Source organism: Cupriavidus sp. H19C3, assembly GCF_049393815.1.
Lineage (GTDB): Bacteria > Pseudomonadota > Gammaproteobacteria > Burkholderiales > Burkholderiaceae > Cupriavidus.
Genome location: NZ_CP184986.1, coordinates 1,266,594 through 1,282,091, shown reverse-complemented (window position 1 = coordinate 1,282,091; position 15,498 = coordinate 1,266,594). Strand labels below are relative to the sequence as shown.

Genomic DNA, 15,498 nt, shown 5'->3' with positions numbered 1-15,498 from the left:
GCGCGATCGTTCAACACCTATCAACAAAGCAGGAATTGGATCATGAATGTATTCGTCACGGGCGCCACGGCGGGTTTTGGTGCAGCAATCGCGCGACGCTTCGTCGCCGCCGGACATCGCGTGATCGCGGCGGGCCGGCGCAAGGAACGGCTCGACGCGCTGGTGGAGGAGCTCGGCCGCGACAAGGTGCTGCCGGTAGTGCTCGACGTGCGCGACCGTGCCGCCGTGGAGGCCGCCGTGGCGGCGCTGCCGCCCGGGTTCGCGGAGATCGACCTGCTGGTGAATAACGCGGGGCTGGCGCTGGGCCTGGAGCTGGCCCAGGACGCGGACCTCGACAAGTGGGAACAGATGGTCGATACCAACATCAAGGGCCTGATGTACATGACGCGCGCGGTGCTGCCGGGCATGGTCGCGCGCAAGCGCGGTCATGTCATCAACATCGGCTCGGTGGCGGGCACCTATCCGTATCCCGGTGGCAATGCCTATGGCGCGACCAAGGCCTTCGTGCGCCAGTTCTCGCTCAACCTGCGCGCCGACGTGGCCGGTACCGGCGTGCGCGTCACCGACGTGGCGCCGGGCCTGGTCGGTGGCACGGAGTTCTCGTCGGTGCGCTTCGACGGCGACCAGGCGCGCGCGGACAAGGTGTACGAGAACACCGAGGCCCTGACCGCGGAAGATATCGCCGAAACGGTGTTCTGGGCCGCCACCCAGCCGGCGCGCGTGAACATCAACGTGGTCGAGATCATGCCGGTGGTGCAGGCGTTCACGGCATTGACGATTCAGCGCCAGGCGCGCTGAGCGGTAGCGCCGGGCGGACGCGGGAATGCGTCCGCCCCCTGGCGCGCGATGCAGGCGGGGGCGTGACGCCGGGGCTGCGGCGCGCGTCAGTCCATATGGAGGTTGGCATCGCGGATGACCTTGCCCCACTTGGCGAGGTCGCTCTTGATCAACGCGGTGACCTGCTCGGGCGAACTCGCTTCCATGATCGCGCCCTGTGCGGCCATCCGCTGCACCATGTCGGGCGCGGCCACGGCCTTGGCGATATGGGCGTTGAGCAGGTTGACGATATCCGGCGGCGTACCCGCCGGCGCCACCACGGCAAACCAGTTGCGGGCCTCGAAGCCGGGCAGCCCGGCTTCCGCGAAGGTCGGAATATCGGGACTCATCGGCAGGCGGGTGGGGCTCACCACCGCGAGCGCGCGCAATTGCCCTTTCTTCACGAACGGCATCGACGACGCCACGCTGTCGAAGAACACGCTGACATTGCCGGCGAGCAGATCGGTCATCGCGTTGCTGCTGCCCTTGTACGGGATATGGGCCATGTCGATGCCGGCGGTGGTCTTCAGCAGTTCGAGTTCCAGATGCGACAGCGTGCCATTGCCCTGCGACGCCGCGCTCAATTGCCCGGGTCGGCTTTTGGCCAGGGCGATCAGTTCCTTGACAGATTTGGCCGGCACCGACGGATTGACCACCAGCACGTGCGGCACGTTGGCCACCAGCGAGATCGGCGTAAAGCTCTTGAGCAGGTCGAAGCCCAGCTTGCGATACAGGTTGGCGGCGATCGGCAGCGAGCCCGTGATGATCAGCAGCGTGTAGCCATCGGGCGGGGCCTTGGCGGCGAAGTCGGCGCCGATGGTGCTGCCCGCGCCCGGGCGGTTTTCGATGACTACCGACTGGCCAAGGCTTGCGGTCAGCTTCTCGGCGAGGGCACGGCTCAGGACATCGGAGGCACCGGCCGCGGGAAAGGGCACCACGAAGCGAATCGGCCTGGACGGATACGTCTCCGCGTGCGCGGGCAGCGCGGCCGTGCATGCCATCGAAAACGCAGTCCAAAGCCCTGCCGCGGCCGCGCGCATCAAATTTTTCATCGTCGGTCCCATTCCATGTGCGTACATTGAAAGCGCCGTTACGCCACGCCTGAGAGCGCTAACGGCGGGTCGCCAGCGAGCAAGTTGCGTGCCGCGCCATGGCGGGGCAAAAACGCATGAACGTTGCGGCAAGCCGCGATGAAATGGTGCGCGCGCGCATGCCGCGTCCCACGGCGTGCATGGGTGTCGGGGCCATCCTGGCGCGTCGTGCACCGTGAACTCGCATGGCGTGCCCGCTGGCATTGGCATGCACATTGCAGCGGCTGCGGCGCCGGTTTCCCCTCGCTTTCACTTCATCTCACCCACTGGATTGTCAAGACATGGACCTCGTCATTCGCCGCGCGCAACTGGTTACCGAGCCTCACGGCAAGCTGCAGGACATCGGGATCGAGGACGGTCGCATCGTGGCGATCGCCCCGCACCTCGACACCGCCGCCGAAGCGTTCGATGCCGGCGGCCGCCTCGCGTGCGGTGGACTGATCGAAACCCATATCCATCTGGACAAGGCGCGCCTGCTCGAGGTCTGTCCGGCGGAGACCACGCGTCAGATCAGTCCGGTGCATTACGTGGCCGGCTTCAAGCCACAGATCACCGAGGAGGACGTCTATCGCCGCGCGGAGATCACGCTACGCGAGGCCATCGCGCATGGCACCACGCGCATGCGCACCCATGTGGAAGTGGATCCCGGCATCGGCATGCGCGGCTTTGACGGCGTGCGCGCGCTGGTCGCGCAATACCGGTGGGCGATCGACCTGCAACTATGCGTGTTTCCGCAGGAAGGGCTGATCAACTATCCGGGCACCGATGCGCTGCTGGTGGAGGCGCTGCGTCGCGGGGCCGACGTCATCGGCGCCGCGCCGCGCTACGACACCGATCATCCCGGGCAGATTCGCCGCATCTTCGAGCTCGCGCGCGAATTCGACGTCGACATCGACATGCACCTCGACGTCGGCAATACGCCGGAAGACATGGATATCCATCTGGTCTGCGACCTGACCGAGCAGTATCGGCTCGGGGGACGCGTCACGGTGGGCCATATGACCAAGCTGTCGCTGCTGCCGCCGGATCGCGTGGCGGCAATTGCGCGCCGGCTTGCGGATGTGGGGGTCAATGTGGCCGTGCTGCCGGCCACCGATCTCTATCTGATGGGCCGGGAACGCGACCACGATGTGCGGCGCGGCGTGGCCGATGCCAACTTTCTGGTCGAACACGGCGTCAATTGCTCGATCTCCAGCAACAACGTGCTGAACCCCGCCACCCCGTATGGCGATTGCTCGCTGATCCGCATGGCCAACCTGCAGGCCAACGTGCTGCAGATCGCGCGGCCCGAGCAGTTGCGTGAATGCTTTGCCATGGTGACCGAGCGCTCGGCGCGCATCCTGAACCTGCGCGACTATGGCATTGCGGTGGGCAATCCGGCCGATGTGGTGATCATCGACGGGACGTCGCCCGAACAGGCGGTATCGGAAATCCGTCATCCGCTGGCCGTCTTCAAGCGCGGCCGCCGCACGGTGACGCGTCCGGCCGCCCGGTTGCACGATCCCGCCTAGCCGCTGCCCGCGCCGGCGCGTCCGCGCCGGCTGTTCCCGCGGCGCGCGCCGTACGCGATGCGTCGCATCGTGCTACGGTTGAAGCCTGTCACCGCCCCGCCGCCGGCGGGGCACGCCGTTTGCCGCGCCGCGGCAAGCCTGCACGCTTTTTGCGTATGCGTGGCGACTGGCATGCCGGCCAGGACCTGTCCACCTGTTTTCTCGCCCCATGGAGTTTGGCATCGCCATCTGTCCGGTCAATCTCCATCCAGGAAGAAGGATACGAACACATGGACGACCTTAGCGACATCAAGATGACGCGGCGCGAGCTCCTGCTCGCCGGAGCCTCCGCCGCCACCGCCGTGGCCATACCTTCCGCGAGCGCCGCTCAGGGCGCCACTCAGGGCGCCGCCAACCCTTCTGCAAGGAGCCAACCCGCCATGTCTCAAGTCACGCTCGAGGTGAACGGCAAACGCGTCACGCTGGACCTCGATACCCGTACCACGCTGCTCGATGCGCTGCGCGAGCACCTGCACCTGACCGGCACCAAGAAAGGCTGCGACCACGGCCAATGTGGCGCCTGCACCGTCCATCTGGACGGCCGTCGCATCAACGCGTGCCTGACCCTGGCGATCATGCACGAAGGCGCAAAAATTACAACCGTGGAAGGTCTTGGCACACCGCAGCAGCCGCATCCGATGCAACGCGCGTTCGTCAAGCACGACGGTTACCAGTGCGGTTACTGCACGCCGGGCCAGATCTGCTCGGCGGTGGCCGTGCTCGACGAGATTCGCGCGGGCATCCCAAGCCATGTCAGCGCAAGCCTGACCGCGCGCCCGCCGCTGAGCGAAGCCGAAATCCGCGAGCGCATGAGCGGCAATATCTGCCGCTGCGGCGCCTATTCCAACATCGTCGAGGCGATCGTCGAGGTCGCGGGCGAACCCGCCGGGAGCCGCGCATGAAAGCCTTTACCTATGAACGCGCGCAGAGCCCGGCCGAAGCCGCCGCCGCCGCGCAGCGCACGCCCGGCGCGCGCTTTATCGCGGGCGGCACCAATCTGCTCGACCTGATGAAGCTGGAGATCGAGCAGCCTGTGCATCTGATCGATGTCAACGGCCTCGCGCTCGACCAGATCGAGGCCCTGCCGCAGGGCGGTCTGCGCATCGGCGCGCTGGTGCGCAATACCGATCTCGCCGCCGACCCGCGCGTGCGGCGCGACTATGGCGTGCTGTCGCGTGCCTTGCTGGCGGGAGCCTCGGGTCAGTTGCGCAATCGCGCGACCACGGCCGGCAATCTGCTGCAGCGCACGCGCTGCCCTTACTTTTACGACACCAACCAGCCGTGCAACAAACGCCAGCCGGGTTCCGGTTGCGGCGCCATCGGCGGCTTCAGCCGCCCGCATGCGGTAATCGGCGGCAGCCAGGCCTGCATCGCCACGCACCCCAGCGATATGGCGGTGGCGATGCGCGTGCTCGATGCCAGTGTCGAGACCGTGCGCGCCGACGGCACGCGCCGCGTGATTCCGATCGTCGACCTGCACCGCCTGCCCGGCGATACGCCGCACATCGAACACAGCCTGGCCGCGGGCGAACTGATCACCGCGGTCACGCTGCCGCCGCCGGTCGGCGGCACCCAGATCTATCGCAAGGTGCGCGACCGTGCGTCCTATGCGTTTGCGCTGGTCTCGGTCGCGGCCATCGTGCAGCGCGACGGCACCGGCCGCGTTGCGCTTGGCGGCGTGGCGCACAAGCCGTGGCGCGTCGAGGCCGCCGAAGCCGACCTGCCGCGTGGCGCCAAGGCCGTGACCGACCGGTTGCTGGCCGATGCCATGCCGACCCAGCAGAACGCGTTCAAGGTAATGCTGGCCCAGCGCACGCTCGGTGCCGTGCTGACGCAAGCGAGGACCTGACCCATGAAATTCGATACCCCCGCGACGGAGAATCCGATCGACCGCCTGCAGGTGGTCGGCCAGCCGCTCGACCGCATCGACGGCCCGCTCAAAACCACCGGCAAGGCGCCGTACGCGTACGAGCGCCACGACGTGGCGGCCCACGCGGCGTACGGCCATGTGGTCGGCGCCGGCATCGCCAAGGGCCGCATCGTCTCGATGGACCTCGCCGAGGCGCGCCGCGCGCCCGGTGTGATCACTATCGTTACGGCCGAGAATGCCGGCAAGCTCGGCAAGGGCGAGCGCAATACCGCCACGCTGCTGGGCGGCCCGGAGATCCAGCACTACCACCAGGCCGTGGCGCTGGTGGTGGCCGAAACCTTCGAGCAGGCGCGCGCCGCCGCGCAGCTGGTACGCGTCCGCTACGAGAGCGCCCCGGGCGCATTCGACCTGCACCATGCGCGCACGACCGCGGTCAAGCCGAAGAGCGGCGATGCCGATTCCGCCGCCGGCAACTTTATCGAGGCGTTTCACAGCGCGCCGGTCAAGCTCGATGCCGTCTACACCACGCCCGACCAGGCCCACGCGATGATGGAGCCGCATGCTTCGCTGGCGGCGTGGGAAGGCGACAAGGTCACGGTATGGACCTCGAACCAGATGGTCGCCTGGGGCCAGCAGGATATGGCGACGACGCTGGGCATCCCCAAGGAGAACGTGCGCATCATCTCGCCGTTTGTCGGAGGCGGCTTCGGCGGCAAGCTGTTCGTGCGCGCCGAGGCCTTGCTCGCGGTGCTCGGCGCCCGTGCCGCCCGACGGCCGGTCAAGGTGGCACTGACGCGGCCGCTGATGTTCAACAACACCACGCATCGGCCCGCCACCATCCAGCGCATTCGCATCGGCACCACGCCCGATGGCAGGATTACCGCGATTGGCCATGAGAGCTGGTCGGGCGATCTGCCCGGGGGCGGCCCCGAGACGGCAGTGCAGCAGACCCGCCTGCTCTATGGCGGGCCCAACCGCATGACCGCGATGCGGCTGGCCACGCTCGACCTGCCCGAGGGTAACGCGATGCGGGCGCCGGGCGAGGCGCCGGGCCTGATGGCGCTGGAGATCGCCATAGACGAGATGGCCGAGCAACTGCGCATGGACCCCATTGCGTTCCGCATTCTCAACGACACCCAGGTCGATCCCGAGCATCCGTCGCGGCCGTTCTCGCAGCGGCGCCTGGTCGAATGCCTGCGCCTTGGCGCGGACAAGTTCGGCTGGAGCGCGCGCCAGGCGCAGCCGGCCTCGGTACGCGACGGCCAATGGCTGGTCGGCATGGGCGTGGCGGCGGCGTTCCGCAATAACCTCGTGATGAAATCGGGAGCGCGCGTCAGGCTCGACCGCACGGGCATGGTGATCGTCGAGACCGATATGACCGATATCGGCACGGGTAGCTATACCATCATCGCCCAGACCGCGGCGGAGATGCTCGGCGTGCCGATCGAGAAGGTGGCGGTGCGGCTCGGTGACTCCAGCTATCCGGAGTCCGCCGGATCCGGTGGGCAGTGGGGCGGCAATAGTGCCACCTCGGGCGTGTATGCGGCCTGCGTCAAGCTGCGCGAGGCGGTGGCAAGGCGTGCCGGCCTCGATCCCGCCGGCGCGGCGTTTGCCGACGGGCAGGTGTCGGCGAACGGTCGCGCCGTGCCGCTGGCATCGATTGCCGCCGATGGCGAACTCGTGGGCGAGGACGTGCTCGAGTTCGGCGATCTCGACAAGAAGTATCAGCAATCGACCTTCGGCGGGCATTTCGTCGAGGTTGGCGTCGATATCGCCACCGGCGAAGTCCGCGTGCGCCGCATGCTGGCGGTCTGCGCCGCCGGCCGGATTCTCAACCCGAAGTCGGCGCGCAGCCAGGTGATCGGCGCGATGACGATGGGCGTGGGGGCCGCGCTGATGGAGGAGCTGGTGGTCGACAAGCGGCAGGGCTTCTTCGTCAACCACGACCTGGCCGGCTACGAGGTGCCCGTGCACGCCGATATTCCCCATCAGGAGGTGATCTTCCTCGACGAAACCGATCCGATCTCGTCGCCGATGAAAGCCAAGGGCGTCGGCGAGCTTGGCATCTGCGGCGTGGGCGCGGCGGTTGCCAATGCGATCTACAACGCGACCGGCGTGCGGGTGCGCGAGTACCCGATCACGCTGGACAAGCTGTTGCCGGGCCTGCCGAAGATGGCTTGACGCCCCCGCACCGGGTCGACACGGCACCGCGCGTGGCCCCACGCGCGGTGCCGCGCCTAGACATTCAGGTGCGTGGTTGACAGGACCTGCTTGAGCACCATGAAGGTACGGATCTGCCGGACGCCGGGCAGGTACAGCAATTGGTCCGCATGCAGGCGGTTGAAGCTGTCGCTGTCGCGCGTGCGGATCATCATGAAGTAGTCGAACTCGCCCGTCACCACGTGGCACTCCATGCAACCCGACACCTTCTGCGCGGCTTTCTCGAACGCGGCGAATGACTCGGGGGTGGAGCGGTCCAGCACCACGCCAATGATCACCAGCATGCCGACGTCGAGGCGGTTGGGGTCCAGCAACGCCACGATGCCACGGATATAGCCCGCCGCCTTGAGCCGCTCCACGCGCCGCAGGCAGGCCGGCGGGCTGAGGTTCACCTTGTTCGCCAGCGCCACGTTGGAGATCGATGCGTCCTTCTGCAGCGCGCGCAGGATCGCCTTGTCGGTACGATCCAGCTGCGGGGCGTCCTCGCTGGCAGGGGCACGAAATTTTGTTTTGCGGGATGGCGGTGGCATGGAATTTTTGAAGCAAGGATGGGGATATCGACCTGCCATGTTGTGTCGGAAGAGAGATTTTTGCAAGCACGTTTCCGCGCGATTTGCCTACCATTTCCTCCACCGCAACCTTCTTCCTCCGACGGAGCATCCCCATGAACCTGCAGCGCTTTCCCCGCCACCCGCTGACCTTCGGGCCGACCCCGATCCAACCGCTCGCGCGCCTGAGCCGGCATCTCGGTGGCAAGGTGGAGCTTTACGCCAAGCGCGAGGACTGCAACAGCGGCCTGGCATTCGGCGGCAACAAGACCCGCAAGCTCGAGTACCTGATTCCCGATGCGCTCGCGCAGGGCGCGGATACGCTGGTTTCCATCGGCGGCATCCAGTCCAACCAGACCCGCCAGGTGGCCGCGGTGGCGGCGCACCTCGGCCTCAAGTGTGTGCTGGTGCAGGAGAACTGGGTCAACTACTCGGACGCGGTCTATGACCGGGTGGGCAATATCCAGATGTCTCGCATGATGGGCGCGGATGTGCGGCTGGTGGCGGACGGCTTCGATATCGGCATTCGTCCGAGCTGGGAAGACGCCATGCAGAGCGTGCGCGATGCGGGCGGCAAGCCCTATCCGATTCCCGCCGGCTGCTCGGAGCATCCGCTAGGTGGCCTTGGTTTTGTCAACTTTGCGGAGGAAGTGCGCGCGCAGGAAAAGGAACTGGGCTTCCAGTTCGACTACATCGTGGTGTGCTCGGTCACGGGCAGTACGCAGGCCGGCATGGTGGTGGGCTTTGCCGCCGACGGCCGCGCCGATCGCGTGATCGGTATCGACGCCTCGGCCAAGCCGGAACAGACCCGTGAGCAGATCCTGCGCATCGCGCGCCATACGGCGGAGCTGGTCGATCTGGGGCGCGCGATCGTCGATGCCGACGTCGTGCTCGATACGCGCTATGGCGGTCCCGAGTATGGCCTGCCGTCGGACGGCACGCTCGAGGCGATTCGGCTGTGCGCGCGCATGGAAGGCGTGATGACCGATCCGGTGTACGAAGGCAAGTCCATGCAGGGCATGATCGACAAGGTGCGCCGCGGCGAATTTCCGGAAGGCTCGCGCGTGCTGTATGCCCACCTCGGTGGCGCGCCAGCGCTCAACGCGTACAGCTTTCTGTTCAAGGACGGCTGAGGCGCGGCTGCAACGGGCGGGGCAGGGCGACCTCGGCGCAGCCGCCCCTCGCCACCCCTTCCGACGCTACAGCTCCGACATGCCGAACCGGCGCAGCGCCTCCAGGTCCGTCACACGGATGGTCTGGTAGGACAGGCCCACCATGCCCTCGGCCTCCAGCCGCCGCAGGGCCTGGTTGACACGCTGTCGCGACAGCCCGGTCAGCAGTCCGATTTCCTCCTGCGAGAGCTCCAGCACCGCGCTGGTCTTGGGATACAGCGCGGGATGAAACAGTTGCGCGATGGCCTGCGCCACGCGCGCATCGGCGCCAAGCAAGCGGTCGTTCTGCACCATGGCAATGAACTGGCCCATGCGCTCGTTGAGCTGGCGCACCACATAGCCGGCAAAGGGCAGACTGTCGGCCAGCAGGGTATTGAACACGGTTTCGGCTACCAGCAGCACGCGTGACTCGCGCACGGCGATCACGTCGTAGCGGCGCGCCTCGCGCTTGATGACGCTGCCTTCGCCGCACCAGCCGCCGGCAGGCACGCCGCAGAACGTGCAGCCGCGTCCGTCCGGCGTGTAGACCGCCAGCTTGATCAGCCCCGCGTCCACCCCGATCCAGTAGCGCGAATACTCGCCGCGCCGCGCGATATAGGCATCGGCGGCGAAGGTGCGCTCCACGGTACCGGATACCGCCAGCGCCTGGTGCGCCGGTGCCAGCGCGCGATACCAGTCGTGTTGTTCGAGTACGGCGTCGAGGTTCATGAGTCGATGGCGCGACAGTGGATGAGCAGGGATACGCGGGGCAGCGCGCGCAAGAACGTGCCGGTGCAGGCGCCAAGCTGACGCCAAACTTACGCCGACGCTGCCTGCACGGGCCGGCGCACGGGCCGGCGCACGGCCCGGCGCACAACCATGTCGCCGCTGCGCCAGCTCTGTCGTCTGGGCGACAGTGTGCGCCGCCGTCGCAATGATAGCGTGCCGCTGACTACACAACATGCATCCACGCAGGATGCTCCGACAGGAGACACCCACCATGCCGACGGACTTCGACACGGGCCTGACCCGTAATGCCGCCAACTTCGTACCGCTGACACCGCTCGATTTTATCGCCCGCGCGGCGGAGGTCTACGGCCACCGCCTGGCCATCGTACACGGCGGGCTGCGGCAGAACTGGCGCGATACCTATACGCGTTGCCGCCGGCTGGCCAGCGCCCTGCAGCGCGCCGGCATCGGCCGGGGCGACACCGTGGCGGCGCTGCTGCCCAATACGCCAGCCATGATCGAGGCGCATTTCGGGGTGCCGATGTCCGGTGCGGTCCTCAACGCGTTGAATATCCGCCTGGACGCCGCCAACCTGGTCTTCATGCTGCGCCATGGCGAGGCGCGCGTGCTGCTGGCCGATACCGAGTTTGCCGCGGTAGCGCGCCAGCTCGCGCGCGAGGTGCAGGGGCTCAAGGTCATTGCCGTTCACGATGTGCTCGGTCCCGCGCCCGATGCGCCGTTTGGCGACATCGACTACGAGAGCTTCCTGGCCAGTGGCGATCCCGACTTCGCGTGGCAGATGCCTGCCGACGAATGGGATGCCATCGCGCTCAACTACACGTCGGGCACGACCGGCGATCCGAAGGGCGTGGTCTATCACCACCGTGGCGCCGCCATGAACGCCGTGTCCAATATCCTCGAATGGGATATGGCCAGACATCCGGTGTACCTGTGGACGCTGCCGCTATTCCACTGCAATGGCTGGTGTTTTGCCTGGACCGTGGCAGCGCGCGCCGGCGTCAACGTCTGCCTGCGCAAGTTCGAGCCGAAGCTGGTCTTCGACCTGATGCGTGCCGAAGGCGTGACGCATTATTGCGCGGCGCCCATCGTGCACAATGCGCTGGTCAGCGCGCCGGCCGAATGGCGCGAAGGCCTGCGTGGTCCCGTGCGCGGCATGGTGGCCGGGGCGCCGCCTCCCGCCGCCGTGCTGGCGCAGATGGAGGAGATGGGCTTTGCGCTATCGCACGTCTACGGCCTGACCGAGGTCTACGGTCCGGCCGCAGCCTGCGCGGAGCAGGATGAATGGCAGACGCTGTCGATCGAGGAACGCGCGGTGCGCAAGTCGCGGCAGGGCGTGCGCTATCACCTGCAAGCCGATGTGGCCGTATTGGACCCCGATACCATGCAACCCGTGCCACGCGATGGCGAGACCATCGGCGAGATCATGTTCCGCGGCAATATCTGCATGAAGGGATACCTCAAGAACGATCGCGCCACGCGCGAGGCCTTCGCGGGCGGCTGGTTCCATACCGGCGACCTTGGCGTCTGCATGCCGGACGGCTACATCAAGATCAAGGACCGCAGCAAGGACATCATCATTTCCGGCGGGGAGAATATCTCGAGCGTCGAGGTCGAGGACGCGATCTACCGCCACCCCGCCGTGATCGCCGCCGCGGTGGTAGCGCAGCCGGACAGCAAGTGGGGCGAGACGCCATGCGCGTTTGTCGAGCTCAAGGAAGGCGCCAGCGTGACCGCCGACGACCTGATTGCGCATTGCCGCGCGCTGCTGGCCGGCTTCAAGGTGCCCAAGGCGGTGTATTTCGGGCCGCTGCCCAAGACGTCGACCGGCAAGATCCAGAAGTTCGAACTGCGACGTCAGTTGCAGTCGGCCGCCGCGATCGATGTCTGAGCCAGGGTGCCGGGGCGAGGTGGGCACCAGGTGCCACGCCTCGTGCCCGGAGCCCTGTAATCGTCGTTGCGCGAAGTATGCCCGGCCTGGTCCGCGGTGACCTAGTCCGCGCTGATTTTGCCCACCTCGATCACCTTCTTCCACCGCGCATACTCGGAGGCCTGGAATGCGGTGAACTGCTCGGGCGTATTGGCCACGATCTCGAAGCCGACCTCGAGCAGCCTGGGCTTGACCGAGGGATCGTTGAGCGCGGCCACCACCGCCTGGTGCAACCTGGCCTTGAGCTCGGGCGGCAGTCCCTTGGGTGCGGCAATGGCCTGCCACGAATAGACGGTCACGCCCTTGATGCCGGCCTCGTCCATGGTCGGCACGTCCGGCAGGATCGGCGAGCGCGCGGTGCTGGTGATCGCCAGCGCGCGCAGCTTGCCGGCCTTGATGTGCGGCACGGCCGTGTTGATGTTCATGAAGGTGGCATCGACCTGTCCGCCGATCAGGTCGTTGAGCGCCGGCGCGCCGCCCTTGTACGGCACGTGAATGCCTTGCGTGCCGGTCTGCTGCCAGAACAGTTCCGCGGTCAGGTGGTCGCTGGTGCCATTGCCGGCGGACGCGAACGTCATCTTGCTGGGATGGGCCTTCTCGTAGGCGATCACGTCCTGGATCGACTTGAACGGCGAATTGACCGGTACCGCGAGCACGTTGGGCGCCTGCACCGCCACGCTGATGTAGTCGAAGTCCTTGAGCGGGTCGTAACCGGCGTTCTTGGTCAGGTGCGGGCCGATCACGAACGGCCCCAGTGAGGATACGAACAGCGTGTAGCCATCGGCCGGCGCGCGCCTGGCCATGCCCGCGCCGATCATGCCAGCCGCGCCTGGACGGTTGTCCACCACGAAGCTGCCGCCGAACTGCGCCTGGAATCTGGCGCTCAGGATGCGGGCGACATTGTCGGTGGAGCCGCCGGGCGGAAACGGCACCAGCAGCGTGACGGGCTTTTCCGGCCAGGCGGCATGGGCGCCTACCATCGATGCGCTCATGGCGACACCGAGGCACAGCGATGCAAGCAGCTTCTTCATGGGTGGTCTCCTTGATATGGAATTGTTTTGTGGCGGGGTAGCGCGGTCGGGCACTCAGGGCTGGGTGCCGAATTCGATCGAGGCGCGCGTCCACGCACGCGCCTGTTCGCTGATGCTGACGCCGAGGCCAGGCCGCGTCGGCACCGTGATGCGGCCCTGGCGGATTTCCAGGCGCTCGTTGAAGAGCGGCTCGAGCCAGTCGAAATGCTCGACCCACGGTTCGCGCGGATACGCGGCGGCCAGGTGAATATGCAGTTCCATGGCGAAATGCGGCGCGATCATCAGGCCGGCGTGGTCGGCCAGGGCCGCCACCTTGAGGAAGGGCGTAATACCGCCCACGCGCGGCGCGTCGGGCATCAGGTAGTCGGCGGCGCGATGGCGGATCAGGTCCCAGTGCTCGGCGGCGCTGGTCAGCATTTCGCCGGTGGCGATGGGCGTGTCGAACTGGCTGGCGAGGGCGGCATGTCCTTCGTGATCGTAGGCATCGAGCGGTTCCTCGATCCACACCAGGTTGAACGACTCGAACGTGCGGCACATGCGCTGGGCGGTGGGGCGATCCCATTGCTGGTTGGCGTCGACCATGATCGGCACCGCATCGCCAAGATGTTCGCGCACGGCCGAAACGCGCCGGATATCGAGCGCGCCGTCGGGCTGCCCGACCTTGAGCTTGATGCCGCCAATGCCGCGCTCCACCGAGGCCGCCGCGTTGACGAGCAACTGGTCGAGCGGCGTATGCAGGAAGCCGCCCGACGTGTTGTAGCAGCGCACCGCGTCGCGGTGCGCCCCCAGCAGCTTGGCAAGCGAGAGTCCCGCGCGCCTGGCCTTGAGGTCCCACAGCGCGACGTCGAACGCGCCGATCGCCTGCGTCGACAGGCCGCTGCGGCCCACCGAGGCGCCAGCCCAGCACAGCTTGTCCCACAGCCGCGCGATATCGCTCGGGTCCTCGCCGATCAGCGCGGGTGCGATCTCGCAGGCGTGCGCGTACTGGCCGGGTCCACCGGCGCGCTTGGAGTAGCTGAAGCCGAGTCCCTCATGGCCGTCGCGCGTGCGGATCTCCGCGAACAGGATGGCCACTTCGGTCATCGGTTTCTGGCGCCCGGTGAGGACCTTGGCATCGCTGATCGGGGTGGCAAGTGGCAGATAGCACGACGAAAGACGGATCGCGGCGATCGGATCGGCAGCAGGCGAGGTGGACATGGCGAGGCGTAATCTCCGGCACGTGGAAGGCAGCACGTCGAAGTGGAAATTCGACATGACAACGTTGTCATTTGCGGGCGCAATGCAATTGGTATAATCGGCGCCAGCCCGCAGAGAACGGGATGCGAACCTTGCCATGGCGGTGCGGCAAGGACGCGATGGAGGCAATGCTAACGTTGTCATTTTGCTGGGTCAACCGCGGTAAGGGCTGCTGGCCCTAGAGAAATACCCTGAGTTCTGGTCTTCATGAGCACAAACAAGGTACGCAAATCCGTGACGCTGCACGATGTGGCGCGCGAGGCAGGCGTGTCACTGATCACGGCGTCCCGCGCACTCGGCAATCCGGGCATGGTGTCGGACAAGACCATCGAGCGCGTGCAGAAGGCGGTCGAGATCACTGGCTACATTCCCAATCTGCTGGCGGGCGGGCTCAAGTCGCGCAAGAGCCTGATGGTCGGAGCGCTGGTGCCGAACATTGCCGTCGCGCAGTTTCTGCCGACCGTGAAAGCCCTGACCGATACGCTCGATGCGGCCGGCTACCAGCTGATCCTCGGCCAGACCGGCTACGACCATGCGCGCGAGGAAGCGCTGCTTGCCACCATGATCAGCCGGCGTCCCGATGGCATCGTGGTGACGGGGCTGATCCATTCGCAACTCGCGCGCGACCAGCTGCGCCGCACCGGCATACCGGTGGTGGAGACGTGGGACCTCAGCGATCGGCCGGTCGATATGGCGGTGGGGTTCTCGCACGTGAAGGTTGGCAGCGCGGTGGCGGGATACTTCCTTGGCAAGGGTTGGCGCCGGCTAGGCATTGCCACCGGTGACGATCAGCGGGCCGCGGTGCGGCGCGAGGGCTTTCTGACCACGGTCGGTCACGACGTTCCGACCGCGGTGGTGCCGGCCCCGAGCAGCCTGGCATTGGGCCGTCGGGCGCTGACGGAACTGCTGGAGAAGGACCCGAAGATCGAGGCCATTTTCTGCAGCTCGGACCAGCTTGCGCAGGGCGTGATGGTGGAAGCGCAGGCGCGCGGGCTACGCATCCCCGACGACCTGGCCATCTGCGGCTTTGGCGATGCGGATTTCGCCGCGCATCTGGAGCCGCCGCTGACATCGGTGCAGGTGGACGGTGCCGGCATCGGCCGGACTGCGGCGCGGCTGTTGCTGGAGCGCTGCCGTGGTGAGACGGTGGCGGAACCGGTGGTCGACGTGGGCTTCAGGATTGTCGAGCGCGGATCGACTTGAAGCGGCAAAACGCGTCAGGTCAAGAACGCCGGACCAAGATGCGTCCCGGCGAAGGCGTGCCAGCGATGTCGCTTGATAGGCAGGGCGCCTGATCGGGGAGGGGCT

At 66.9% G+C, this 15,498-nt stretch carries 13 protein-coding genes; 8 read left to right on the top strand and 5 right to left on the bottom strand.

Features of this window, described 5'->3' with window-relative positions:
- Positions 1 to 42: 42 nt before the first annotated feature.
- Positions 43 to 798 (top strand): SDR family NAD(P)-dependent oxidoreductase, encoded by a 756-nt coding sequence (locus tag DFLDMN_RS25325; RefSeq protein WP_423198506.1) that lies wholly within the window; start codon positions 43 to 45, stop codon positions 796 to 798.
- Between the two features lie 86 nt (positions 799 to 884).
- On the opposite strand, the gene DFLDMN_RS25320 is transcribed toward DFLDMN_RS25325, so the two are convergent.
- Entirely contained in the window at positions 885 to 1,817 is a 933-nt protein-coding gene (locus DFLDMN_RS25320; protein ID WP_423198505.1) for a Bug family tripartite tricarboxylate transporter substrate binding protein, read from the bottom strand.
- 371 nt (positions 1,818 to 2,188) lie between these two features.
- Between DFLDMN_RS25320 and DFLDMN_RS25315 the strand changes: the two genes are divergently transcribed.
- From DFLDMN_RS25315 to paoC, 4 genes are all read left to right on the top strand, one after another.
- Positions 2,189 to 3,418: an amidohydrolase family protein gene (locus tag DFLDMN_RS25315; protein ID WP_423198504.1), complete on the top strand. Its 1,230-nt coding sequence runs from the start codon at positions 2,189 to 2,191 to the stop codon at positions 3,416 to 3,418.
- A gap of 269 nt (positions 3,419 to 3,687) precedes the next feature.
- On the top strand, positions 3,688 to 4,359 hold the full coding sequence (gene paoA / locus DFLDMN_RS25310) for an aldehyde dehydrogenase iron-sulfur subunit PaoA (protein ID WP_423200566.1): 672 nt from the start codon (positions 3,688 to 3,690) through the stop codon (positions 4,357 to 4,359).
- Entirely contained in the window at positions 4,356 to 5,306 is a 951-nt protein-coding gene (locus DFLDMN_RS25305; RefSeq protein ID WP_423198503.1) for an FAD binding domain-containing protein, read from the top strand. The genes paoA and DFLDMN_RS25305 overlap by 4 nt, the downstream gene beginning before the upstream one ends.
- A 3-nt stretch (positions 5,307 to 5,309) precedes the next feature.
- The gene (gene paoC / locus DFLDMN_RS25300; protein ID WP_423200514.1) at positions 5,310 to 7,508 is read left to right on the top strand and encodes an aldehyde oxidoreductase molybdenum-binding subunit PaoC; all 2,199 of its coding nucleotides are present in this window, start codon (positions 5,310 to 5,312) and stop codon (positions 7,506 to 7,508) included.
- Positions 7,509 to 7,564: 56 nt separating this feature from the next.
- Here the strand turns inward: paoC and DFLDMN_RS25295 are convergent, their stop codons facing one another.
- Positions 7,565 to 8,077 (bottom strand): Lrp/AsnC family transcriptional regulator, encoded by a 513-nt coding sequence (locus tag DFLDMN_RS25295; RefSeq protein WP_423200513.1) that lies wholly within the window; start codon positions 8,075 to 8,077, stop codon positions 7,565 to 7,567.
- A 134-nt stretch (positions 8,078 to 8,211) separates the two neighbouring features.
- Here DFLDMN_RS25295 and DFLDMN_RS25290 point away from each other — a divergent pair, with 134 nt between their 5' ends.
- Positions 8,212 to 9,228, top strand: coding sequence for a 1-aminocyclopropane-1-carboxylate deaminase (locus DFLDMN_RS25290; protein WP_423200512.1), 1,017 nt, complete (start codon positions 8,212 to 8,214; stop codon positions 9,226 to 9,228).
- A gap of 66 nt (positions 9,229 to 9,294) precedes the next feature.
- Here the strand turns inward: DFLDMN_RS25290 and DFLDMN_RS25285 are convergent, their stop codons facing one another.
- Positions 9,295 to 9,975: a Crp/Fnr family transcriptional regulator gene (locus DFLDMN_RS25285; RefSeq protein WP_423200511.1), complete on the bottom strand. Its 681-nt coding sequence runs from the start codon at positions 9,973 to 9,975 to the stop codon at positions 9,295 to 9,297.
- Positions 9,976 to 10,246: 271 nt separating this feature from the next.
- Between DFLDMN_RS25285 and DFLDMN_RS25280 the strand changes: the two genes are divergently transcribed.
- Positions 10,247 to 11,884 (top strand): acyl-CoA synthetase, encoded by a 1,638-nt coding sequence (locus DFLDMN_RS25280; protein ID WP_423200510.1) that lies wholly within the window; start codon positions 10,247 to 10,249, stop codon positions 11,882 to 11,884.
- 101 nt (positions 11,885 to 11,985) lie between these two features.
- Here DFLDMN_RS25280 and DFLDMN_RS25275 read toward each other — a convergent pair whose 3' ends face one another.
- Together DFLDMN_RS25275 and DFLDMN_RS25270 are read right to left on the bottom strand one after the other, a co-directional pair.
- Positions 11,986 to 12,954: a Bug family tripartite tricarboxylate transporter substrate binding protein gene (locus DFLDMN_RS25275; RefSeq protein WP_423200509.1), complete on the bottom strand. Its 969-nt coding sequence runs from the start codon at positions 12,952 to 12,954 to the stop codon at positions 11,986 to 11,988.
- A 54-nt stretch (positions 12,955 to 13,008) separates the two neighbouring features.
- On the bottom strand, positions 13,009 to 14,151 hold the full coding sequence (locus DFLDMN_RS25270; RefSeq protein WP_423200565.1) for an L-talarate/galactarate dehydratase: 1,143 nt from the start codon (positions 14,149 to 14,151) through the stop codon (positions 13,009 to 13,011).
- A gap of 246 nt (positions 14,152 to 14,397) precedes the next feature.
- Between DFLDMN_RS25270 and DFLDMN_RS25265 the strand changes: the two genes are divergently transcribed.
- The gene (locus tag DFLDMN_RS25265) at positions 14,398 to 15,393 is read left to right on the top strand and encodes a LacI family DNA-binding transcriptional regulator (protein WP_423200508.1); all 996 of its coding nucleotides are present in this window, start codon (positions 14,398 to 14,400) and stop codon (positions 15,391 to 15,393) included.
- Positions 15,394 to 15,498: the final 105 nt, after the last annotated feature.

Excerpts from the sequence above, each read along its gene's own strand:
- DFLDMN_RS25320 (WP_423198505.1), bottom strand. The coding sequence starts at position 1,817 with ATGGCATGCACGGCCGCGCTGCCCGCGCACGCGGAGACGTATCCGTCC.
- DFLDMN_RS25270 (WP_423200565.1), bottom strand. The coding sequence starts at position 14,151 with ATGTCCACCTCGCCTGCTGCCGATCCGATCGCCGCGATCCGTCTTTCG.
- DFLDMN_RS25275 (WP_423200509.1), bottom strand. The coding sequence starts at position 12,954 with ATGAAGAAGCTGCTTGCATCGCTGTGCCTCGGTGTCGCCATGAGCGCA.
- DFLDMN_RS25265 (WP_423200508.1), top strand. The coding sequence starts at position 14,398 with ATGAGCACAAACAAGGTACGCAAATCCGTGACGCTGCACGATGTGGCG.
- DFLDMN_RS25315 (WP_423198504.1), top strand. The coding sequence starts at position 2,189 with ATGGACCTCGTCATTCGCCGCGCGCAACTGGTTACCGAGCCTCACGGC.
- DFLDMN_RS25285 (WP_423200511.1), bottom strand. The coding sequence starts at position 9,975 with ATGAACCTCGACGCCGTACTCGAACAACACGACTGGTATCGCGCGCTG.
- paoC (WP_423200514.1), top strand. The coding sequence starts at position 5,310 with ATGAAATTCGATACCCCCGCGACGGAGAATCCGATCGACCGCCTGCAG.
- DFLDMN_RS25280 (WP_423200510.1), top strand. The coding sequence starts at position 10,247 with ATGCCGACGGACTTCGACACGGGCCTGACCCGTAATGCCGCCAACTTC.
- DFLDMN_RS25295 (WP_423200513.1), bottom strand. The coding sequence starts at position 8,077 with ATGCCACCGCCATCCCGCAAAACAAAATTTCGTGCCCCTGCCAGCGAG.
- DFLDMN_RS25305 (WP_423198503.1), top strand. The coding sequence starts at position 4,356 with ATGAAAGCCTTTACCTATGAACGCGCGCAGAGCCCGGCCGAAGCCGCC.
- DFLDMN_RS25290 (WP_423200512.1), top strand. The coding sequence starts at position 8,212 with ATGAACCTGCAGCGCTTTCCCCGCCACCCGCTGACCTTCGGGCCGACC.
- paoA (WP_423200566.1), top strand. The coding sequence starts at position 3,688 with ATGGACGACCTTAGCGACATCAAGATGACGCGGCGCGAGCTCCTGCTC.
- DFLDMN_RS25325 (WP_423198506.1), top strand. The coding sequence starts at position 43 with ATGAATGTATTCGTCACGGGCGCCACGGCGGGTTTTGGTGCAGCAATC.